Source organism: uncultured Sneathiella sp. (genome assembly GCF_963973085.1).
In the GTDB taxonomy this organism is placed as follows: Bacteria; Pseudomonadota; Alphaproteobacteria; order Sneathiellales; family Sneathiellaceae; genus Sneathiella.
This window is the reverse complement of the sequence record NZ_CAXAXA010000003.1, coordinates 248,692-269,771: the sequence shown is the minus strand read 5'-3', so window position 1 is coordinate 269,771 and position 21,080 is coordinate 248,692. Positions and strand designations below refer to the sequence as shown.

Below are 21,080 nucleotides of genomic sequence, written 5' to 3'. Positions count from 1 at the left end.
AAACTCTTAAGGAATAATTGTAATCGAAATAAATTAGCAACATTACGCTAATTCTTACGGTCTCCCGGCCTGTTCTGATGGTCCGAAAAATGGGAGAAATCATACTTTTCTGCCGCTCTCTTTGTCCGCATCAACGATGCCGATGTCAAGCGATGATATGGTTAATAGGCGTTTTTATTAATAAATCCGACGAACACTGTCATGACTAATATCTGAAGGTCAAAAAACAGTGACCAGTTCTCGACATAGTAAGTATCGTAATTCACCCGAGCTTCCATCTTTTCCAACGTGTCCGTCTCACCGCGATAGCCTTTTACCTGCGCCCATCCGGTAATTCCGGGCTTCACCTTATGGCGGGCAAAATAGCCATCAATGAGGGCCGAATATTCCTCATTATGATCAATGGCATGCGGCCTTGGTCCGACAAGTGACATTGTGCCGTTGACGACGTTAAACAGCTGAGGCAATTCATCGAGGCTGGTCCGACGGATGAACTTTCCAACCCGCGTAATGCGGGGGTCATCCTTCGATGCCTGAACCGTCTTCTTGCGCTCTTCACCGTCATGATACATAGAGCGGAATTTATAAATCTCAAAGACCTTGTTGTTGTAGCCGTAACGCTTCTGCTTGAAAAGGACCGGGCCTCTGCTCTCCAGCCTGATGGCCACGGCAATCATGAGCAAGAACGGCGAGAAAACCAGCAGCGCCAGTGATCCGAGAATACGGTCTTCTAGGGCCTTGACCACGATCTTGAAACCGGACATGGGTGAATCCACCACCTCAATCATCGGAATCCCGCCAAAATGGTTGGGCGACGGCCGATAGGGAAAGCGAAAGCCCACCAAGTCAGAGACCAGATGCACATGGGCTGGCAACTGGCGCAGGCGGCTAACTATCTCAAGTTGCCGTTCATCTGCATTCCAGGGCAGCGCGACAATGATGTCATCAACATGGTTGTTTCTGACGAACTGGATCAGGGCGTCAATGTTCCCGAGCAGGGGATAGCCCGCAATTGTCGGGGCTACACGTCCGATGCGATCATCGAAAATACCAACGACCTTATTGACCACAGGCTTTTCATCCGCCAATTGTCGCAGAAGCTGTTCCGTCTGCTTGCCGCCGCCCAGAACAACGACCTTTCGCGTACATAATCCGCGGCTTGCCAGATAGTTGATAATAAAAAACGCGATTAGCCTGTAGATCAGGATCACGGCGAAGGATGCCAATCCGAAACTGTAAACCCAGATCCGTGAATAGTCGTCCGATACCTTGAGCGAAAAACCGACCGCCAGCAACAGTATGAAGGTTGTCATACAGACAATCGCAAGATTTGGCAGGTTGGTCAGTGGCGCGAGAAGCGTTGAGAAGGAATAGATGCCGCCATAGCGCCCCAGAAAGAAAAATATGAACAGGGTCAGAACCACGGCGTAAAGATACTTATCATGGGTAATCAGGTTACCGCCGATAACCACAGAATAAGTGACATACCCCGCCAGAAACAGCCACAGTAGATCCAGGACATTGAAAATACGGGACAATACTCGTGAAGACAGGGGATACCCGCCAGTGTAAACAGGTCCATCCTCGGCTACGGCATGTTTGCCGTCCAGTCCCTTCTCCGGTATCTTGTTCAACGAGTTACTCCGATAACAGGCGCCATTGTCACACTGCTCAAAAACCTAGTGTCATATTTCGGCTGGTAAAGCTTATCTCGACGGCGCCCACAGAAAATACTACAAACCATGAATCTATCGATAACAATCTACATTGTTTATCGTTAATTTTTTATAAACTGTACGCGACCGGTACACTAATGTCCGTGAATATTACTAAGTTCCAAATTAATTACCGTCTTGCTTATTTCCTTTGGGGATTTGGCGTTATCGCTCTAACGGTGCTATCCCTCCTGCCTCCTGGAAACGAGCCTTCATTCACCGGTCTGGTCAATGATAAAGTCAGACATTTTACGGCTTATGCCCTCCTCGCCCATATAGGCTGTCACGCGGGGCAGAATTGGTATAGACGAAGCCTGCTCTGCGTGCTTACCTTTATCGTAAGCGTCACAATCGAATTTCTCCAGCCATTTACCGGGCGGGACTTTGAACTTCTGGATATTGTGGCAAATTTATCAGGTGTCATGGCAGGAGCGGTCCTGATGGTGCTTGTCCTCTATTGGCGGAACCGCTGAAACCGCCCCTAATCCTGCCTCACGGCCCTATCCCATAAAGAGATCTGCACCCCATAACGATCCTCTTCAATTTCAAGATGCGCAGTCCCCGCTTGCCAAGTAAATATACGCGCGTTTGCCGTTGACTTGGCCGCTCCGTATTTGCGTTCCATCTCTTCAATAATGCCCAGGGTTTGGAGACTTTCGTCCGGCAGGCTTGCATCAATTTTCCATATCCGATGACCGGCTGCCGGAGGGCTGTAGTTTATGCGATACCGAATTCGTCTGTCTTCTTTTTCCAAAGGTGCAACACAGACCAGCACCAGGATGGGGCCGCTATCGCCCTGATAGCGGCTTTCCGCTGCGCATGCCGCGCCGTCAGTTCCATAGGCGGGATTTTCGGGCCCAAGTTCATATCCTGTTTCCTTAAGCAGGGCCTGACCGAGAGACATTTTCATTTGCGGGGGTACCGTACAGCTGGTTAAAAGTATCATGCTGGCGCCAGCGACCAAAAGGCGCCCCAAACCTATATCAAATGCCACCAAACGTCCCCCATATACTCATTTTTAATCGCCTGATAACTTCTAAGCGGCCCTGAAAACCCGCTCCTGTGTCAATTCGACTTCACGCAGGATTTCGTCTGGGCTATCAAACCGGCGGATTGCCATGAATAGCGGCCCGGCTTCTTCATAGTTTCGTGCCAGCAACTTGATCCATTGCTTCAACCTGCCAGCTTGCCGTGGCGGATTATTCATTGCCTTGATCAGGTGATGATATTCGGCAATCACCTCCAGAATTCCTATCCAGTCGAACATTATCTGCTGACTGCTGTTTCCTCGGCTTGCGGCAATTTCCCGGCCAAGGCTGGGCCGGGCGATAACACCGCGACCAACCATGACATGCTCTGCACTGCTTATTTTCCGGCAGTTGCGGTAATCGTCCGGCGTCCAGATTTCGCCATTGGCGACAACGGGGATGTCCAGTTGCTCGACAATCGGTCGGAGATACTCCCAATGCGCTGGTGGCCTGTACCCTTCCAGCTTGGTGCGCGCGTGAATGGTCAGTTTTCCTGCGCCCGCCTCCGCGATGGCAAGGGCATTTTCCATGGCCAATGTCTTTTCGGAAAAACCGAGCCGCATCTTCGCGCTGACCGGAACCGTATCGGGGACTGCCCGGCGGACAGCAGACACGATATTATGCAACCGTTCAGGCCATTGCAGCAAGGTTGCCCCGGCGTCATGCCTGTTCACGGTTTTAGCGGGACAGCCGAAATTAATATCGATCCCCGGCGCACCAAGTTCAGCGACAAAGGCGGCATTTTCGGCCATGACCTGAACTTCGCCGCCCATGATCTGAACATGTACGGGAACGCCCGCCGCGGTTTTTCCGCCCTGTTTCAATTCGGGGCAGTAGTTGTAAAAAACCGACGCCGGAAACAGATTCTGGCTGACGCGCACGAATTCGCTGACGCAAAGATCAAACCCGCCAATGCGAGTCAGAATATCGCGCATATATACATCGACAACCCCTTCCATCGGAGCCAGCGTCACTGTCGCCAAAGCGTCTATTCCTCTATTTTCCTTGTCATCTTTTAATGATAAAATAACCATAAACATAGAGAATGAAAGTTATTTGGGCTGTCATAGGGGCAGTCCGCCGTAGAAGGACGATATTTATGAGTGAATTTCTGGTTGGCGTGGATCAAAATCATGGAAATGTGACGGATCTTCAGGAATTCTCGGATGAAAACGCAGCCTTTAACCGGATTACGGCGCTTTATGAAGAAAATGTTGAAAAAATAAAAACACGCTTTTCCGAGTTCGAGGCCGGAGACCGGACAAGTCCCGCCGATCCCGCTTACTATCCCTATCTCGGTCTTACCGTTGAATCCACGGATATCAACCGCACAGGAAAACGCTCTTACGGGAAAATCGATGCCGCCGGTACTTTCGGCGCCACCCTCACGCAGCCAAAGCTTTTCGAAAGTTATTACAAGGAGCAGATCCGGCTGATCCTGAAGAATCATCAACGCCCGATCTATGTCGGTCTGAGTGACAGGTCAATGCCGCTCCCGTTCGTAATTGAATCCGCATCCTCAGATGTTTCCGCCAATGATATACCGGCACTTCAGGCCATCTTCACCATGCCGGACCTTGCGAATATCAATGATAGCATCGCCAACGGCACTTATGTCCCTGTGGAAGGAATGCCGCGCCCGCTGGCGCTTTTTACAGCAGAGCGGGTGGATTATTCCCTTGCCCGCCTCTCCCACTACACCGGCACCGTCCCTGAGCATTTCCAGCGGTTCGTACTGTTCACCAACTATCAGCGCTACGTCGATGAATTTATCGATTACGGTAAGAAACAGGTCCTGGAAGGGAGCGAATATCGCGCCTTTGTTGAACCGGGAAATGTTGTTACGCCAAACCCGAAACTAACGGGTGAACCAGCGAGCGGAATCGCACCGAGCCACCTTCCCCAGATGCCGGCCTATCACCTGGTCGGTGAAAAGCATATGGGTATTACATTGGTCAATATCGGCGTCGGACCGTCCAACGCCAAGACAATTACCGACCATATCGCTGTCTTGCGCCCCCATTGCTGGCTGATGGTCGGTCATTGCGGCGGCTTGCGCCATACGCAGCGGCTTGGCGATTTTGTCCTCGCCCACGCCTATGTCCGCGAGGATCATGTCCTGGATGAGGATATTCACTCTTCCGTACCGCTTCCCGCTATCGCCGAAATACAGGTTGCCCTGACCGAGGCGGTCGCGCGCGCCGCCGATGTTTCCACCGGCGGCAGCGATATCAAGGAACATTTCCGTACAGGTACAGTCTATACGACAGATGACCGCGACTGGGAGCTTCGCCATAAGGAGCTGGCGGTGAGATTCAACCAGTCCCGCGCGATTGCCGTCGATATGGAAAGCGCCACCATTGCCGCCAACGGGTTTCGTTTCCGGGTTCCCTACGGCACCTTTTTATGTGTCTCCGACAAGCCGATCCACGGGGAAATCAAGTTGCCCGGCATGGCCAACAAATTCTATGAGGGGCGCACGGCAAAGCATCTGCATATCAGCATCGACACCTTGCAACAGCTCCGCCTGCGCGGCGTTGAAAGCCTGCATTCCCGAAAACTGCGCAGTTTCGACGAGCCCGCCTTTCGCTAGCCTGATCTGTTCGCGGAAAGATGCGGAATTACCAGACTTGCGAGATGCTCACACAGGGCTGGCGACAGGTCATGCCCCATTCCCGCAACCAGTTCCAGCTTCGCACCCGGAATCAGTCGCGCCGTGTCCATGCCCGCTTCCGGCGGCACTAGCGGATCGTCTTTTCCATGAATCACGAGGGTTGGCGCCGTGACGCCCGGCAACTCCGACACCCGCGGGTTCGAGGCAAGCACCGCAGCATATTGGCGCATATATCCTGCCGGTGAATAGTTCCTTGTCACACAGGTACGAATATGATCTTTCAGCGCGTCTCGGTCCCAGCGATACCCCGGACTGCCAATCACGTCATTCACCTTCAGGCCGAAATCAACCACATCCTCAACATCCTGGCTTGCGGGTGCCGACATCAGGACAGACGTCGCCGCGGGCGTTGACGGAGGAAGCTGCCGGTTGCCGCTGGAGGACATGATGGAAGTCAGGGAAAGAACCTTTTCCGGATAGAAAATCGCCATCAGCTGCGCGATCATGCCCCCCATCGACATGCCGATAATATGTGCCTGGTGAATAGAAAGCCCCTCCATCAGCGCGGCAAGGTCTGCGGCCATCTGGCTTAAATGGTAAGGCACAGCGGGCACTTCCCCATTTTGAAGCTGCTGCATGATCCGGCCGAGATCCGGGATGCCTTTTTCATTCAGCTTTTGTGAGAGGCCAATATCCCGGTTATCGAAGCGGATGACATGAAATCCCTCCGCCGCGACGCTCTCGCAAAATGCTACTGGCCAGTCAATCAACTGGAATCCCAGTCCCGCGATCAGAAAGACAGCTGGTTTGTCTGCATCACCGAATGCTTCATACTCAAGCGAGAGGCCGTTGCATATCATATTCGCCATGGATCGCAATTTCCTTCTAATTAAAAAAGCGGGCCTGAAAGACCCGCTTTTCACATTCATTTTATCGTGTTTCGCGTCAGCTGGCTGACCTGATCCAGTCCTCAATCACACTTTTTGGCGAAGCGCCAACTTTGGTTGCGGCAATCTGCCCGTCCTTGAACAGCATCAATGTCGGAATTCCACGCACGCCATACTTCGACGGCGTACCCGGATTTTCATCAATATTGACCTTGGCAACCTTCAGATTTTCGCCCATTTCCTGGGAAATTTCGTCAAGAGCCGGGGCAATCTGCTTACAAGGACCGCACCATTCTGCCCAGAAATCGACCAGAACCAGGCCTGAGTTATCTAAAACATCTTCCTTGAAGGAAGCGTCGGTGACTTTCGTAGTGGCCATAATATCCTCATTTCAGTCAATGAATAACAAAGTTCTCCGGCACCCCGGCGAAAACTCCTTACGACTATAATTACGTATCGCATATCGTAACGTCAAGTGAACAAGCTCACAGAATTTCCGGCGGCAGACTCATCAGATGCGGGCCCTCTGTCCATAAAAGTGCGCATTTTACCACTTTTCCAGGATACATTTCGGCCATGGAGCGCCGATAAAGCGACATTTGCCTTATATATATGGCAGGAACTTTCTCAATTTCCCTCGGAGAGGGGCGGTTTGTCTTGTAATCGATAATCAGGATTTCTTCCTCCCCGACGAGCAGGCGGTCGATCTGCCCCGAGAGTACACGCCCATCAACGACACCGGTGATCGGAACTTCGGCCATGCTGTCAGGACCAAAGATCGCCGAAAACTCCGGATCATTGATAACGGCCATGGTCTCCTTCAGGATTTCCGCCTGTCCGGCCTCATCAAGTCCGTGGACAGGCCGGGCCAGCCAGCTCGCGGCGGCCCTTTCTCGATTCTCAGGCCATATGGAAGGCAATGTTTCCAGCAACCGGTGAATTAACAGGCCGCGATGAAAGCGTTTTCCATCTTCCCCGCCAAGGGGAGAGGAAACCGTGGTCTCGTCCGGATCCCGGGAGGGCACCAACGGGCGCGGCGGCAATGGTTCTTCCGGCGCAGGACGTTTGATCCAGTCGGGCAACGGCACTTGTGTTTGCGGGGCGACAACCTGCTCAAGCTGTTTCTCAACCACTTCACCACTCGACCAGCGCCGCGCCACTTCGCCCCAGGGAAGCTCAACCTCTTGGACCCCCTCGCCGAATGCCGGATCGATCAACTCGTACCAGCAGTTTTCACTTCGCTTGTTCTTGCCTTCCCATCCGCAAATATAAAGCCGGTCTTCTGCCCGGGTAAGCGCCACATATAACAGGCGCTTTTTCTCCTCCAGCTGCCGGTCTTTCGCCATTTGGCGGGCCGCGGCAGAAAGCGGGTCGTCATTGCCCGTCTTCACCGGCCAGAGCGGGAACGGAGCTGCCCCTTCCGTCCAGAAAACCGTCGAATTTTTAGACGATCTGGAAGTCTGGCAGGTATCGGGAAGGAAAACGATGGGGGCCTGCAGGCCTTTCGACCCATGCACGGTGAGCACCCGCACCTCGTTGCGCCCCTGCTCCATATCACGCTTGACTTCGGCCGCCCCGGCTTCGATCCAGTGCAAAAACGCCTGAAGAGAGCTCGCCTCGGTCCGCTGGTACCCGAGCGCAAGCGACAGAAATTCTTCAATCGGATCGGCCGCTTCCTCGCCAAGCCGCGCAAGCAGCTTCTCCCGTCCGCCCAGCCGGCCCAGAATATCGGCAAAGAACTCATAGACCGGCACAAAGTCGGCACGGGCCAGCAGCTCGCCGAGGAACGCCCGGGCTTTATCGAAGACGGGTAATCCCGTTCTGTTGTCGCGTAGCACCCGCCAGAGACTGTCTTTGCGGTCATAGGCCAGCTCGAACAGCTGATTATCGTCACAGCCGACAAAGGGGCTTTTGAGAATAACGGCAAGAGTGAGATCATCTTCGGGCAACAGGACAAAGCGCGCAAGCGCCAACAAATCCATCACCGCGAGCTGCTCTGTCAGCACCATCCGGTCTGTTCCCGCGACCGGGATATCGGCAAGCTTGAGCGCGCGCACAATGTTGCTGAAAAAACTGTTCCGGCTTTGCACCAGAATCATGATATCCCGCGGGGCAATCGGTCGCCCGGTTGCACTTAAAATCTCGCCCTTTTCCAGCCAGCGCCGAATCTGCAGCGCGATATTTTTCGCAAGTTGCGCCGCGGGCTTGCTGTCGAGATTTTGTGCCAAAGGCATTTCCCAGGGATCCGTCGCTTCAATATCCGGCGGTTTCACCGTCGGCCAGATTTCAACCAGCCCGGCCTCCCCGGTCCGGCGGACCAAATGCTTGATCGTATCGCCCGCCGCTGTAAGACCGCGCCGCGCCGTCTCATCCGCAAAAACCCGATCAACAAGATCGAGGACGGCATCCGTTGACCGAAAAGAAAGGTCAAGCGGGACGTTCCGCCAATCCTTACCCGCACTTCCGGCGCGATCCTCGAACTCGCGGCGCATAACATCGAAGGTCGCCGGGTCGGCACCCTGAAAGGAATAGATGGACTGTTTCTCGTCGCCGACAACAAAAAGGGTGCGGTCAGTCTCCACAGCGCCATATCCGGTAAAGAATTCTTCGGCAAGTGCGGCAATAACCTGCCACTGTTCGGCGCTCGTATCCTGCGCCTCGTCAACAAGGATATGCTCAATTCCGCCGTCGAGTTTGAACATCACCCAAGGGGCAACTCCGTCACCAGTGAGCAAGTCTCGGGTTTTCAGAATCAGGTCGTCATAATCGAGCCGTCCGCGCCGTGCTTTCTCCGTCTCATAACGATCCACTAACGCCGAGCCAAGCCGTATCAGCGCGGATGTTGACGCAAGTACCCTGGCTTTTTTTATGCTCTCCTGGACGCGCTCCAGCCGCTCCGCCTCGGCGGAGAGCACATCCAGAATTTCCGGCATTGAATCGACAACGGCATTGGTTGCAAGCTTCGCCTTGATTGTTCCGGCTTGCGTGAAAAACGCGGAGACATAGTCCCAGAAGAACTCATCCCGCCGATCCGGCTGAAGGAGCCATGGCGCCATTTTTTCCGCCATTTTAACATCGCTCTTGCCACCCGGCAGAAGATGGTCCACCGCCCGGCGTAAGGCGGTCCCGTCAAAGGTGGTCTCACGGGAGGCGCGATTGATCAGATGCGCTTCTGTTGCATCCGCGTCTATGCCGATTTTCTTTGCAAGCGCCGCGATCACGGCATTTGTCCCGCCCAACTCCCGCCGGAGCGCCATAAGGCGACTGCGTTTCTGTGCGATGGTTCCCAGCAAATCCGTAAAACTTTCCTCGTCCACTTTTTCACTGATCAGTTGCAACGCGGACCCGAGAGAGACATTTTCGGGTTTACGGCAGTCAAGCAGGGTGTCGTCGCGGGCGATCTGCATAATCTCGCCCGCGCTCCGTTCATCCATGACTTCAAAGTTCGGGGACAGCCGGGCTTCCAGCGGAAACCGGCCAAGAACGGATTCGCAGAAAGAATGAATGGTCTGGATCCTGAGCCCGCCCGGCGCATCCAGAACACTTGCGAAAAGCCGCCGCGCCCGCATCACCTCTGTGTCCGTCGCCGTCCGGCCCATTAGGTTCCTGAGACTGGCCGCCAGCGCGGTATCGTTCATGATCGACCAGCCGCCAAGCATCCCGTTCAGGCGATTAGCCATTTCCGCCGCCGCCGCCTTGGTGAAGGTGATGCAGAGAATCTTTTCAGGCCGCGTCCCGGCGAGCATGAGGCGAAGACTGCGCTCCACCAGCACCCGCGTCTTTCCTGATCCGGCGGAGGCCGAAACCCAGACAGATTTTTCGGGATCTGCCGCCGCCTTCTGTCGGGCAACACCGCTTTCAAGCAAACCGTCGAGGCTCATTCCGGATCCTCCCCGCTCGACCATTCCTTGACCCGTGCCAGATGCTCATAGTCATTAAAGCGATAGGGCAGATCAGGGCGCGGACAGCTCAAATAAGGCGTCGCCTGCCGATCGAACTGCGCAATCAGGCGCACCAACCCCTCATATGCCTCATCCGCTAGCGTTTCAGTCGGAGGGCTCTTGCTGCCACCGGCATTACGGAACTCACCAGCCGGATCGGCGCCACTCAGCTTGATGTAGGCAAGCTCGCTGACCGGGGCGACAGTGATCCCGGGAAATCCCCGCCGCGCCAGCATGGCCGCTTCCAGCGCGAGCTGCGGGGAGACGCCGGTCTCCACCTCCGTCGGCGAGGGCAGCATGCCGGTTTTATAATCGAGAATGGACAGGCTGCCATCAGACACCGCCTGATCAATCCGGTCCGCCGTCCCGCTTAAGGTAAAATCCGCTGCCGGCGACGGAATCCGGATTTCCCCGTGCGCCTCCGTCCGCAATGTCCTGAAGCTCTTGCGCCGCCCTGACTCGAACGCGATAAACCAGTCCGTGATCCGCTCAAAGCGAGGCCACCAGAAGGCCCAGACGGACGGATAGGAGAACATATCGCCGAAAGCCTCGCGGCCATATTCAAGAAGTTTCTCCCGCCCGTTTTCCGGCAGACGGCCCGGAAATTCCTCAATAAATCTCTCAAGGGCAGCGTGAATGAAGGTGCCTTTGTCTGCGGCGGAAGGATCCATCGCAATCTCATCCAGCGGACGGAGTTTCAATATCTGCGCGGCAAAAATAGAATACGGATCCTTGATCCATTGCTCAATGCGGGTGACCGACAAACGGCGCGGGCGCGCCGCAACGGGCGGGGTCGGGCGCGGCGCAAGAACAGGTTCATACGTCACCGGCTGGTCAAACTGCCGCTGCCAGCTCAAAATTTTCTCCGCCCCTGTCGTATCAAGTGTCATATCGAACTTTTCGAGCAGGGTTTCGAGACGGAGAAGCCATCGCGAAGGGACCGTCGGAGTTCCCTCGATTTTAGCCGCCCGCGTCATCACGACTTCCGCCGCGCCGAATGCCTGCTGGAAATCATGGGCGGAAAGGCCGATTTTCTGCTCCGGCAGCGGCAATCCGAATTTTTCGCGCATCGGACGGCTCATCCATGGATCGCTTCCCGCATCCGGCGGCCAGCTTCCCTCATTCAGGCCGCCCAGAATGACCAGATCAGCGCGGCCAAGCCGCCCTTCAATCGGGCCCCAAATTTGCAGACGCGGATGCAGCCCGTATTGCGGACGCACCATCCGACCGCGCATCAGGTTATCGAGAAGCTCCGGCCAGGCCGCGGGATCAAACTCATCAATAACGTCGGCAGCGCGCAGTAGTTCAGAGATAAAACCTGCCGTGGCTTCCCCAAAATTACCCTGCCAGAGAGCCGACCCCTCTTCCCCCTCGGGACGGGACAGGGTTTCCGCAAAGGCGATGAAACGGGTGAGGAATTCAGAAAAATCAATCGCTCGCCGCGCTGCCAGCTGTTCGAGAGAGGCCGCTGTTTTCGTCAGTTCCTGAAACCAGTTCCTGAGCTCTTCCCCGGCCTCACTGTCCTCCAGTGCCCGTGCAATTCCGGCAAACCCTGATGCCGGGCGGGGCCCCCGCAATACCGCCATTTCCAGCGCCCGCACATGGCGGCGGAATATTTGTGGCACCACGCCGCCCATGGCCAACGGATGTTTCAACGCGGCAAGGAGGGAGACCGGTTCAGCTTTACTCTCAATCATGCGCGCCAGAAGTCGCAGGAAAACACCAGGCGGTGACTGATCGAGGCTGATACCGGCGCTGTCATCCACCTCAATATCCCAACGGCGAAGCTCCGCACTTACCCGCCGCGAAAGGTCCCGATCCGGTGTAATAAGCACAGCCGTCTTGCCCTCGGTCTCCAATGCCTCCCGCAGGAGCAGCGCGATCGATTGCGCCTCACTCTGCGCATCCAGGCAATCCAGCTTTCGGAGCCCGGAAAGAGCCTCCTTGTCCGGCGCTTTCGCCTGTTGCCACTGATCGCTTGTCTCTGCCGGCCGGAGCACCTCCGCCAACAATGACGTTCGCGCCGCGGTAGATGTCCGCGCGCTTTCATCAGTGAGATCACTCACATCGTCCCGCGACAGTCCTAACTTGTCGAGAAGAAGCGCGAGGCCGTGCTGAGCGTGAGTGGCGTCGTTTCGAACGGCGTTCCAGCTTTTTTCATCAAGCTGACGATCCAGCCCGGGCAGGACCACCGTACCGTTCGGCATTTCCGCCACTGTTTTCAGCAGGAGCGCAGTGGCCGGGATCGAGCCGGTTGACCCGATCGCATAAACCGGCGCGTCCGGCGGGTTGTGCTGCCAATGGTCAACCTGAGCCCGCATCAGCAAATCACGGCGAAGAGCCGGATCTACGGCCCCTTCCGCCGTCAGGATCGCAGGCCAGTTCAAACTCAGGATTTCGAGGAATTCCAGCGTGATCTGCCAATGTTCGGCATATTCCGAAGGGACGAGGTTTTTGAGGTCCTTGAGGTCCAGCCCTTCCGTTTGCACCTGATCGAGAAAGCGGGCAAGCGCCGATGCAAGGCCCGCCGCCTCGGCAAGACCGCCCGAGCTATCATTTCGCGCCTGTATCAAGCGACTCAGCAACAACTGCCGACGGAGCGGGTCGATAGCGGGAGGGAGTGCCAGCAGCTTCTCCCCCACTCCGCCGATGCCCATGTCACTTTCCAGCAGGAGTTCGTCTTCTTCGACATCCCCGATCGGGCGCATGCGCGGCAGCATCATGGGACGGCCGGCCGTTTCCCGCAAGAATGCCTTTTGCAGCGCTCGCGCGGCGCGGCGGGTCGTGGTAAGCACGGTGATCTCGCTCAGGCTCCGGGTGTTGGCGCCATGACGCCTTAAAAGCTCCTTCGCCATTACATCGACGAAGCCGAATTCCGCCGGGATATTAAGGACAGTGCTTTTTTTAGCAGGCTTGGCCATTATGCCCTTTCTATTAGCCGGCTTGCCTCCGCCAGCGCGTCCGGCGTGCCGACATGCAGCCATTGTCCCTCATGGGTGACCCCGTAAAGGCGGCCCGTCGTCGCCGCCTTGTCATACAAAAGGTTCAGGGAAAACGCGCCTTCCGGCATCCCGTCGAAGAGCTGCGGGTTGATCAGCTGCACACCGGTGAACAGGAAGGGCGCGGCTTCTCCCTGTGTGCGCCGGATCAGCTTGCCGTTTTCTTCCATATGGAAGTCACCGCTTCCCGCGTATCCGACGGCCGTTTCAACCGGATGCAACAGCAGCAGAATATCCATCTCTTCGGGCTGCCAGCGGGCATGCATCTTGCGAATGGAGCTGGGTCCGTTGTCACGGACAATGACGTCAGAGTTGAGCACGAAAAAGGGGGCCGATCCGAGAAAAGGCAATGCTTTCCTGACCCCGCCTCCGGTTTCCAGCAAGGCCTCCGTTTCATCGGAAACCGAGATGTCGAACCCCGGAACAGCCTCCACATAAGCCGAAAGCTGCTGCGCCAGATGATGCTTGTTAACAACGACATGATGAATGCCGGCGACCTCCAGCAACTCGAAGCAATAATCGATCAGCGCACGGCCCGCGACCTTTACGAGGGGCTTTGGCGTTCTATCTGTTATCGGACGCAGGCGGCTGCCCAGCCCTGCCGCCAGGATCATCGCCCGCATATCGGAAATTTCCGGCAATCCCGTCATGAGCGCCCCTCGCCAACCGTGAGATCCAGCCAGTTACGCAATGCCGCAAGTCCCGGATGGGCGAGGTTGCCAACAAGGTGTTTCTGCATGCGCGGGATCATATCAAGATATTTTCTTTTTCCTTCAACTTTTGCAAGACGGATAAATATTCCCATGATCCTGAGCGCCCGGTGCACCCCGAGGATGGCATAGGATTCTCGAAACGCCGCCTCTTCCACTCCCGTTGCATCGAGGTAGCGGTAAAACATCTCATCTGCCATCGGTTCCGCCACATCACGGCGCGCATCCTGTAGAAGGGAGACGAGATCGTAGGCCATCGGGCCGGAAAGGGCGTCTTGAAAATCGAGCAAACCGAGTGCCCTCAAGCCCTCGCGGTCTTTTAGGTAAATCAGGTTTTCAGAATGAAAGTCACGAAGCAGCATAACATCGGGACCGACGCGCATCCGGGGCAGCAAATTCTCCCAGATTTCAAGATAAAAGGCACGCGGTTCCGCGTCCAGCGGTTTGCCGATTTTTTCCGGGACGTAATACTCCAGAAACATCTCGTTCTGCTCGCGGACATAGTCGTCGGAAAACGCTGGCAGGAACGGCGGGACCGGTGATTTCGCAAGTTCGACAAGAAAATCCACGGCGAGCTTATAGAGCGGCCCTTCCGACTCTCCAGCCTCAAAAAGCCGCGCAAAAACATCATCACCCAGATCTTCGAGCAACAAAAAGCCCTGTTCCGCCTGTTCGGCTATTATCTCCGGTACCGAGTATCCGAACCCTCGCAAGGCCCGGGCAATGGTCACAAACCCCCGGACATCCTGAGGGGGCGGCGCATCCATCAGGATCAGACTCTCGTCGTTTGCGGTAATCCTCTCATACCGGCGGGAAGAGGCATCCCCGGCCAGCGGCTCACGCGTCGCGCCCTCAAGATTGTTTTCCGCCAGAAAAGAAATCAGCGATTCTTCACGCATTTTCGTGCCCCGCGATGTCATCCAGCCTTTGTCGCCACCGGTCATCACCGTAAAAGCTGAACAGACGCGCTTCGCTGTTCCCAGCATCCTCCGCCGTTATTTCTATGCGCAGGTGGTCCTCCGGCAGGTAACGGCCGAGGCGATCCGGCCATTCAATTACGGAAACCCCGCTGTCAAATGCCTCGTCGATATCCAGCTCGAACGCCTCTTCCGGTGCCTCCAGACGATAGAGATCGTAGTGATAGAGACAGAAATCATCAAAATCATAGGTGAGGAGGAGATTGTAAGTCGGACTCGGCACGTCAATATCCTCCCGCGCCAGAGCGCGGACAAGGGCACGGACAAACGCCGTTTTTCCAGCGCCAAGAGTCCCGCCAAGCGCAATGATATCGCCCGGCTTGAGGAGTTCGGACAAACGCTCCGCCAGTGCCGCTGTCTCGGCAAGTGAATTTGCTCGGCTTTGGAAAATCAATGGATGCGCCATGACGCCGTTCAGGATCTTTCCGCCATCGGCAACGGCTCTACGGCAAGGGAGGCCGGCAAGTAACAGGAGACTGTCGTCCCAACATTTTCCTTCGATGTCAATTCCACGCGACCGCCGTGTAGCTCGACAAAGCTTCTAACCAGCGAGAGCCCAAGGCCGGCCCCGGCGTTCTGCTTCGTTGTATCACCCTTGGAGAATCGCTCGAAAATCTGTTCGATCTGGTCTTCCGCAATGCCTTTGCCGGTGTCCTTGATTGTAACATCAAAGCCTTCCGCGGTTTTATGGGCAGAGAGGATGATTTGCCCTTTGGCCGGCGTGAACTTGATTGCGTTGCTGAACAGATTGAAGACGACCTGCTTGATACGGCGCTCATCTACTTCGACAAGGCCGAGATCGTCGTCAATTTCAGTCCTGATCTCAAGGTGCCGTTTTTTCGCCCGCTCCTGAACCATGGTAACAACATTTTGCAAGGTCGAGGCAAGATCCACAGGCGCCTTGTCAAGTTCCATCCTGCCGGCCTGGATATTCGCCATATCAAGAATATCATTGATCAGAAGCAGAAGGTGGTCGGAACTGTCGAGGATTCCCTGACCATATTCCACCTGCTTGTCGTTGAGCGGGCCGAAAAACTCCTTCACCAGAATTTCCGCAAAGCCAATGATGGTGTTGAGCGGCGTCCGCAATTCATGGCTCACGCTTGCCACGAATTCGGTTTTCATCTTATCGGCCGCTTCCAGCGCCTCATTCCGTTCCCGCAAGGCCCGTTGCGCCCGCAATTCATGGGTCACATCGACATAGGTAAAGAGCACATTGCCATCGGGAAGCGGTACCCGGTTGAAGTCGATAATATTTCCGCCTGGATGGTCGATCCGGCCACTGGCGGCGTCACGACGTGTGACATTGGCGATATATTTCTCCCTGTAGGCATCGCTCCAGGTCGCGCCCGTCTTTTCAAGAAAATGCTCTATGATCTGCGATATATGGGAATCTTCCTGCAAAAACCCTTCTTCAATGCCCCAAATTGCGCAATATGCTGCATTATAGAGCTTCAATCTTGCATCGGCACCAAATACTGCAACGCCCTCATACAGATTATCGAGAGTTGCGCGCTGCACGGCAATCTGGGTATTTCGCGCCCGTTCCAGCCCCACTTTGTCCGTCACATCCTCGAACAGGAAAAGCAGGCCGCCGAAAGGGTGCGGCGTGATAATCGTCCGCAAGACCGTCTCGTCGGGAAGCTGAACCAGCTCTTCGCGCATCTCGATCACATTGGTAAACAGCGCCCGCCGCTTTTCCTTGTAGGATGAGAAATCCGCCTGTTCGGGCAGTCGCCGGAGCTCCCGCTGTTTGTCCAGGACTTCACTGATGGTCGGCTTGCCATACAGGAAGTCATCGCTGATCCGCCACAGCTTGGCATAGGTCTGGTTGAAGAATTCCAGCCGCTGGTCCGGCCCGTAGATGGCAATCGCGCTGGTGATATTTTCAAGCACGTCGGCATGGCCGTCGATATGCCGCTTGAGTTCTTCGGAAAGCTCGGCCTCTGTCGTCGTATCAAGGGCGAACCCGGCCAACTGGTTATCAAATTCAAGCGGCGTTTCGACAATCTTGAAGCTGAGTCGGTCTCCTTCGACGATATAGCGCCTGACCTCGCTTTGCGTCACCCCCGTCACCCGCGCCTTCGTCGCCAGTTTGCGCGCCTGATCCGGATCCCGGCTTGGTGCAAGCTCCGGCACAGTCGTCCCTTCTTCCTTCAGGCCGACAATGTCCGCATACTTTCTGTTCTGCCAGATTATTTTTGAATTCTGGTCCCGCCGCCAGATGGCAATTGGCGCGACATTCAGCAGTTCGATGAAATCATCCCGCTCACCGCGCGCCGTTGCCAACGAGGACTTAAGTGAGATCGTCTCGGTCTTCTGGCGCTCCTGTTCTGATTTCAGGTTATCAATTGTCTCTTCCAGCGACAGCAATTTGTCATTGTCGCGATCCCCTTGCGCCAGCAGCGCGAGCGCCTTCTTGCGCATGACGAGAAAGGCCATCGCCAGACCGACGAGCCCGAGCACCAATATCCAGACAAGCATCAGCTGTGTTGAGGTAAAATCTTCTATCATCCCTGCCAGTTTACGGCCTTTACTGTCTAACCTACCATCTTGGTGCCGAACATTATGGTGTCACCCGGTGAGTCCGGCGCCAACAACCAGAGAATAGAAAAAAAATGGCCGGAGGGATAGTCCCGCCAGCCATTTCTCTCAATTCATGGATTTTTATCCCAGCAACGTTAGTAGCGATAATGATCCGGCTTGAACGGACCCGCCTGCGGGACGCTGATATATTTCGCCTGCTCCGGGCTCAGTTCCGTCAAAGTCACGCCGAGTTTGCCGAGGTGCAGCCGGGCAACTTTCTCGTCAAGATGCTTGGGCAGGACATAAACCTCGTTTTTATAGGTATCATGCCGCTCCCACAGTTCGATCTGCGCCAGCACCTGATTGGTGAAGGAAGCACTCATGACGAAGCTGGGGTGACCGGTCGCGCAACCAAGATTGACCAGACGTCCCTCGGCAAGGACAATAATGCGCTTGCCATCGGGGAACTCAACCTCGTCGACCTGCGGCTTGACGTTATGCCAAGTGTAGTTGCGAAGCGCGTTGATCTGGATTTCACTATCGAAATGACCAATATTGCAGACGATGGCGCGGTCTTTCATGTCCCGCATGTGATCAAGGGTAATGACGTCGATATTGCCGGTCGTGGTGACGAAGATATCGCCGTATTTCGCGGCCTCATCAAGGGTGACGACTTCATATCCTTCCATCGCCGCCTGCAGCGCACAGATCGGATCGATTTCCGTGACCATGACGCGGGCGCCCTGACTGCGAAGCGAGGCAGAGGATCCCTTGCCGACATCGCCATAGCCGCAGACAACCGCAACCTTGCCCGCAATCATCACGTCGGTGGCGCGCTTGATCCCGTCAACAAGGCTTTCGCGGCAGCCATAGAGGTTGTCGAATTTTGATTTGGTAACGGAGTCATTGACGTTGATCGCCGGGACCTTAAGCGTCCCCGCCTTCGCCATTTCATACAGGCGATGAACGCCGGTTGTCGTCTCCTCGGAGAGGCCCAGAACATCTTTCATCAGTTCCGGATAGTCATCATGCATGACCTGCGTCAAGTCGCCGCCGTCATCAAGGATGAGGTTGGGGTGCCAGCCATTCGGCCCTTCGATCGTCTGGATAATGCACCAGTGGGCCTCTTCTTCCGTTTCCCCTTTCCAGGCGAAAACGGGAACGCCGGTTGCGGCAACAGCGGCAGCAGCCTGATCCTGGGTCGAGAAGATATTGCAGGACGACCAGCGTACTTCCGCACCCAGCGCCGTCAGTGTCTCGATCAAGACCGCCGTCTGGATGGTCATATGGAGGCAACCGGCAATGCGCGCGCCTTTCAGCGGCTTTTTACTGCCAAATTCCTCACGCAGCGCCATCAGGCCCGGCATTTCGGTTTCGGCAATGGCAATTTCCTTGCGGCCCCAGTCGGCCAGCGACATATCCGCGACCTTGAAGTCTTCAACTTTTGTCATGTTCTGCTCTTTCGCATCAAAAACTCGTCATAGCGAGATACCTGCGCAGTGCGCCGGCACCATAGTTGTTGCCTGTATAGCAAGCCCGCTCCGCATAATCAATAGTCATATAAAGAAATATTTATATCGTTATAACGACAAATGTTTGTCCATATTCACTCTTCGCCGAACTTATCCGTCACCAGCTCGGTGAGGGCGTCCAGCGCCGGTTCCGCTTCCGGCCCGGAGACTGCAACGGATATTGTGGTGCCATTAGCGGCGGCGAGCATCATCAAGCCCATGATTGAGGAGCCGGAAACCTCGCTCTCACCCTTGGTGACGCGGATATTCGCATCAAATTTTTCGGCGCATTTGACGAATTTAGCGGCGGCTCGCGCATGCAGTCCGCGAGCATTTCCGATGACCAAATCACGTTTCACCGGCATCGGCCTTGGTTGAAGAAATCAGCAAGCGTCATCATGTCAGGATTTGTCGGCAAGCAAATGGGACGCGACATTGATGTATTTACGGCCTGATTCTTGCGCAGCAGCGACAGCATTCGCCATGTCGTCATCCCCGCGCACGCTTGCCAGCTTGATCAGCATCGGCAGGTTAATCCCGGCAATGACTTCGACATTCGCCTTTTCCATGACGGAAATCGCCAGGTTGGACGGCGTGCCGCCGAACATGTCGGTAAGGATGATCACGCCGGCACCGCTTTCAACGTCGGCGACAGCGCCCAGAATATCCTGGCGTCGCTGTTCCATGTCATCATCGGGCCCGATCGAGATCGCCCGCACCTGTGTTTGAGGCCCCACAACATGCTCCGTTGCGTTGACGAACTCTTCTGCGAGCCGACCATGAGTGACCAGTACCATTCCGATCATTGTGCCCTCATCCTTTGTTGAAATGGCATATCTCGTTTCACTTTACTGTTCCTCTCGCATCGGCAAGATCGCGATGCACCAAATTAGCAAAATAACCGGATTTTACGACAAGGTCATGGATTTTTTCCGTGATGCAAACCGACCGGTGTCGCCCGCCGGTGCACCCAAAGGAAATGGTCAGATAGGACTTTCCTTCTTCCACATAACGAGGCAGCAAAAGCATGAGCAGCTTTTCGATCTGTTCCATGAAATCATCAAAGACCGGATCCTGGGCGATGAATTCGACCACAGCCTCATCCTGACCGGTGAGGGGCCGAAGGTTGCTCTCGTAAAACGGATTTTGCAAAAACCGGACATCGAACATCAGGTCGGATTCGCGCGGGATGCCGTTGACATAGGAAAAGGACATCACCGTAACCGCCAGACGGGAGGATCGCTGCAGGCTGAAATGCCCGGTAAGAATACGCTTGAGTTCCGGTTGCGACAGGTTGGAGCTGTCTATTCGAAGGTCAGCCGCACTCTTGAGGCCTTCGAGCCTCTGTACTTCCTGCCGAATCCCATCCCCCACCGGGCGGTCCTTCGCCAGCGGATGGCGGCGCCGGGTCTCTGTAAACCTCCGTTGCAGGACGGCCTCATCACAATCCATAAAAAGAAGGCGAACGGGATCGTGCCCTTCATTTCGCAATTCCTCAATGGATGAGAGCACCTGTTCCGATGAAAATCCGCGGGTTCTGAGATCAATGCCAATGGCGAGATTGGCGGTCCCGGCCGCACCCACATCCCGGACCATCTGGACCAGCAGCGTCAGCGGAATATTGTCCGCAACTTCCCACCCCATGTCTTCAAACTGGCGGAGGGCGGTGCTTTTCCCGGCACCGGACATACCGGACACAATGACGACCTGATTTGCCGATTGACGGGGATTTTCCATATTACTCATAGCCGGTCATCAAGGGACTTTGTTTCAGTGCAAGGCGAACAATTGCCGCCGCCGAGGCCATAAAGGGATCAAGATCTCGCCGGGGAATGTCGATGCCGTCAAATGTCACTACTTCTGCCGTTGGTGCGCGTTCAATTTCCTCATAGGGCACCAGATCGAAGACGAGCGCAAGCGGAATGTCGTGAACATAGGCAAGCGACATCAACCCGAGGCCCCGGACTTCAATCCGACCGGCGATATTCTCCGGCGGGCTTAAAAAGGCGCATCCGTGTCGAAATGTGATGTCGGTGTAATCATCTGAAATAAGCGTCCCGCCGCCGTCCACGAGCCGCAGCGCCAGGTCCGATTTGCCGGCGCCGGAAGGTCCGCGCAGCAGGACACCCCTGCCCTCTATTTCGACTGAACTGGCGTGACAACTGATCATGC

General features: G+C 55.5%; 18 protein-coding genes. 2 read left to right on the top strand and 16 right to left on the bottom strand.

The window, feature by feature from the left end:
• Positions 1-161 precede the first annotated feature (161 nt).
• Positions 162-1,634 carry an undecaprenyl-phosphate glucose phosphotransferase gene (locus AACZ19_RS09250; RefSeq protein WP_339633223.1) on the bottom strand — a complete coding sequence of 491 codons (1,473 nt, stop codon included), beginning with the start codon at positions 1,632-1,634 and terminating at the stop codon, positions 162-164.
• Between AACZ19_RS09250 and AACZ19_RS09245 the strand changes: the two genes are divergently transcribed.
• On the top strand, positions 1,544-2,188 hold the full coding sequence (locus tag AACZ19_RS09245) for a VanZ family protein (protein WP_339633221.1): 645 nt from the start codon (positions 1,544-1,546) through the stop codon (positions 2,186-2,188). The two genes, AACZ19_RS09250 and AACZ19_RS09245, sit on opposite strands and share 91 nt — an antisense overlap.
• 8 nt (positions 2,189-2,196) lie before the next feature.
• On the opposite strand, the gene AACZ19_RS09240 is transcribed toward AACZ19_RS09245, so the two are convergent.
• Entirely contained in the window at positions 2,197-2,625 is a 429-nt protein-coding gene (locus AACZ19_RS09240; RefSeq protein WP_339633219.1) for a hypothetical protein, read from the bottom strand.
• A gap of 126 nt (positions 2,626-2,751) precedes the next feature.
• The gene (locus AACZ19_RS09235) at positions 2,752-3,717 is read right to left on the bottom strand and encodes a tRNA-dihydrouridine synthase family protein (RefSeq protein ID WP_339633729.1); all 966 of its coding nucleotides are present in this window, start codon (positions 3,715-3,717) and stop codon (positions 2,752-2,754) included.
• Positions 3,718-3,842: 125 nt separating this feature from the next.
• On the opposite strand from AACZ19_RS09235, the gene AACZ19_RS09230 reads away from it, so the two are divergent.
• Positions 3,843-5,336: an AMP nucleosidase gene (locus AACZ19_RS09230; RefSeq protein ID WP_339633217.1), complete on the top strand. Its 1,494-nt coding sequence runs from the start codon at positions 3,843-3,845 to the stop codon at positions 5,334-5,336.
• On the opposite strand, the gene AACZ19_RS09225 is transcribed toward AACZ19_RS09230, so the two are convergent.
• The 13 genes from AACZ19_RS09225 to AACZ19_RS09165 form a co-directional block, all read right to left on the bottom strand.
• Complete coding sequence (locus tag AACZ19_RS09225) at positions 5,333-6,226, bottom strand: alpha/beta fold hydrolase (RefSeq protein ID WP_339633215.1); 894 nt, start codon at positions 6,224-6,226, stop codon at positions 5,333-5,335. The genes AACZ19_RS09230 and AACZ19_RS09225 overlap by 4 nt on opposite strands.
• Positions 6,227-6,302: 76 nt before the next feature.
• The gene (gene trxA / locus AACZ19_RS09220; RefSeq protein ID WP_339633213.1) at positions 6,303-6,623 is read right to left on the bottom strand and encodes a thioredoxin TrxA; all 321 of its coding nucleotides are present in this window, start codon (positions 6,621-6,623) and stop codon (positions 6,303-6,305) included.
• A gap of 106 nt (positions 6,624-6,729) precedes the next feature.
• A complete protein-coding gene (gene addA / locus AACZ19_RS09215) occupies positions 6,730-10,125 on the bottom strand; it encodes a double-strand break repair helicase AddA (protein WP_339633211.1) in 3,396 nt (1,131 codons plus the stop codon).
• Positions 10,122-13,106, bottom strand: a complete 2,985-nt coding sequence (addB, locus tag AACZ19_RS09210; RefSeq protein ID WP_339633209.1) for a double-strand break repair protein AddB — start codon at positions 13,104-13,106, stop codon at positions 10,122-10,124. Before addB ends, addA begins: the two co-directional genes overlap by 4 nt.
• The gene (locus AACZ19_RS09205; protein WP_339633207.1) at positions 13,106-13,834 is read right to left on the bottom strand and encodes a nucleotidyltransferase family protein; all 729 of its coding nucleotides are present in this window, start codon (positions 13,832-13,834) and stop codon (positions 13,106-13,108) included. Before AACZ19_RS09205 ends, addB begins: the two co-directional genes overlap by 1 nt.
• Positions 13,831-14,793, bottom strand: a complete 963-nt coding sequence (locus AACZ19_RS09200; RefSeq protein ID WP_339633205.1) for a phosphotransferase — start codon at positions 14,791-14,793, stop codon at positions 13,831-13,833. Before AACZ19_RS09200 ends, AACZ19_RS09205 begins: the two co-directional genes overlap by 4 nt.
• Positions 14,786-15,277 carry a tRNA (adenosine(37)-N6)-threonylcarbamoyltransferase complex ATPase subunit type 1 TsaE gene (gene tsaE, locus AACZ19_RS09195; protein ID WP_339633203.1) on the bottom strand — a complete coding sequence of 164 codons (492 nt, stop codon included), beginning with the start codon at positions 15,275-15,277 and terminating at the stop codon, positions 14,786-14,788. The genes AACZ19_RS09200 and tsaE overlap by 8 nt, the downstream gene beginning before the upstream one ends.
• Positions 15,278-15,285: 8 nt before the next feature.
• Positions 15,286-17,385 carry a PAS-domain containing protein gene (locus AACZ19_RS09190; RefSeq protein WP_339633201.1) on the bottom strand — a complete coding sequence of 700 codons (2,100 nt, stop codon included), beginning with the start codon at positions 17,383-17,385 and terminating at the stop codon, positions 15,286-15,288.
• Positions 17,386-17,552: 167 nt separating this feature from the next.
• A complete protein-coding gene (gene ahcY, locus AACZ19_RS09185; RefSeq protein WP_339633199.1) occupies positions 17,553-18,848 on the bottom strand; it encodes an adenosylhomocysteinase in 1,296 nt (431 codons plus the stop codon).
• 155 nt (positions 18,849-19,003) lie between these two features.
• The gene (locus AACZ19_RS09180; protein ID WP_339633197.1) at positions 19,004-19,273 is read right to left on the bottom strand and encodes an HPr family phosphocarrier protein; all 270 of its coding nucleotides are present in this window, start codon (positions 19,271-19,273) and stop codon (positions 19,004-19,006) included.
• Between the two features lie 36 nt (positions 19,274-19,309).
• Positions 19,310-19,714 carry a PTS sugar transporter subunit IIA gene (locus tag AACZ19_RS09175; RefSeq protein WP_339633194.1) on the bottom strand — a complete coding sequence of 135 codons (405 nt, stop codon included), beginning with the start codon at positions 19,712-19,714 and terminating at the stop codon, positions 19,310-19,312.
• A 37-nt stretch (positions 19,715-19,751) separates the two neighbouring features.
• Positions 19,752-20,654 (bottom strand): RNase adapter RapZ, encoded by a 903-nt coding sequence (gene rapZ / locus AACZ19_RS09170; protein ID WP_339633192.1) that lies wholly within the window; start codon positions 20,652-20,654, stop codon positions 19,752-19,754.
• Positions 20,647-21,078, bottom strand: coding sequence for an HPr kinase/phosphatase C-terminal domain-containing protein (locus AACZ19_RS09165; RefSeq protein ID WP_339633190.1), 432 nt, complete (start codon positions 21,076-21,078; stop codon positions 20,647-20,649). Before AACZ19_RS09165 ends, rapZ begins: the two co-directional genes overlap by 8 nt.
• Between the last annotated feature and the right edge of the window lie 2 nt (positions 21,079-21,080).

Bases quoted from the DNA above. Each gene is read 5' to 3' on its own strand.
- AACZ19_RS09180 (WP_339633197.1), bottom strand. From the start codon at position 19,273: ATGCCGGTGAAACGTGATTTGGTCATCGGAAATGCTCGCGGACTGCAT.
- AACZ19_RS09240 (WP_339633219.1), bottom strand. From the start codon at position 2,625: ATGAAAATGTCTCTCGGTCAGGCCCTGCTTAAGGAAACAGGATATGAA.
- AACZ19_RS09205 (WP_339633207.1), bottom strand. From the start codon at position 13,834: ATGACGGGATTGCCGGAAATTTCCGATATGCGGGCGATGATCCTGGCG.
- AACZ19_RS09190 (WP_339633201.1), bottom strand. From the start codon at position 17,385: ATGATAGAAGATTTTACCTCAACACAGCTGATGCTTGTCTGGATATTG.
- rapZ (WP_339633192.1), bottom strand. From the start codon at position 20,654: ATGAGTAATATGGAAAATCCCCGTCAATCGGCAAATCAGGTCGTCATT.
- AACZ19_RS09175 (WP_339633194.1), bottom strand. From the start codon at position 19,714: ATGATCGGAATGGTACTGGTCACTCATGGTCGGCTCGCAGAAGAGTTC.
- AACZ19_RS09225 (WP_339633215.1), bottom strand. From the start codon at position 6,226: ATGGCGAATATGATATGCAACGGCCTCTCGCTTGAGTATGAAGCATTC.
- tsaE (WP_339633203.1), bottom strand. From the start codon at position 15,277: ATGGCGCATCCATTGATTTTCCAAAGCCGAGCAAATTCACTTGCCGAG.
- trxA (WP_339633213.1), bottom strand. From the start codon at position 6,623: ATGGCCACTACGAAAGTCACCGACGCTTCCTTCAAGGAAGATGTTTTA.
- addB (WP_339633209.1), bottom strand. From the start codon at position 13,106: ATGGCCAAGCCTGCTAAAAAAAGCACTGTCCTTAATATCCCGGCGGAA.
- addA (WP_339633211.1), bottom strand. From the start codon at position 10,125: ATGAGCCTCGACGGTTTGCTTGAAAGCGGTGTTGCCCGACAGAAGGCG.
- AACZ19_RS09200 (WP_339633205.1), bottom strand. From the start codon at position 14,793: ATGCGTGAAGAATCGCTGATTTCTTTTCTGGCGGAAAACAATCTTGAG.
- ahcY (WP_339633199.1), bottom strand. From the start codon at position 18,848: ATGACAAAAGTTGAAGACTTCAAGGTCGCGGATATGTCGCTGGCCGAC.
- AACZ19_RS09165 (WP_339633190.1), bottom strand. From the start codon at position 21,078: ATGATCAGTTGTCACGCCAGTTCAGTCGAAATAGAGGGCAGGGGTGTC.
- AACZ19_RS09230 (WP_339633217.1), top strand. From the start codon at position 3,843: ATGAGTGAATTTCTGGTTGGCGTGGATCAAAATCATGGAAATGTGACG.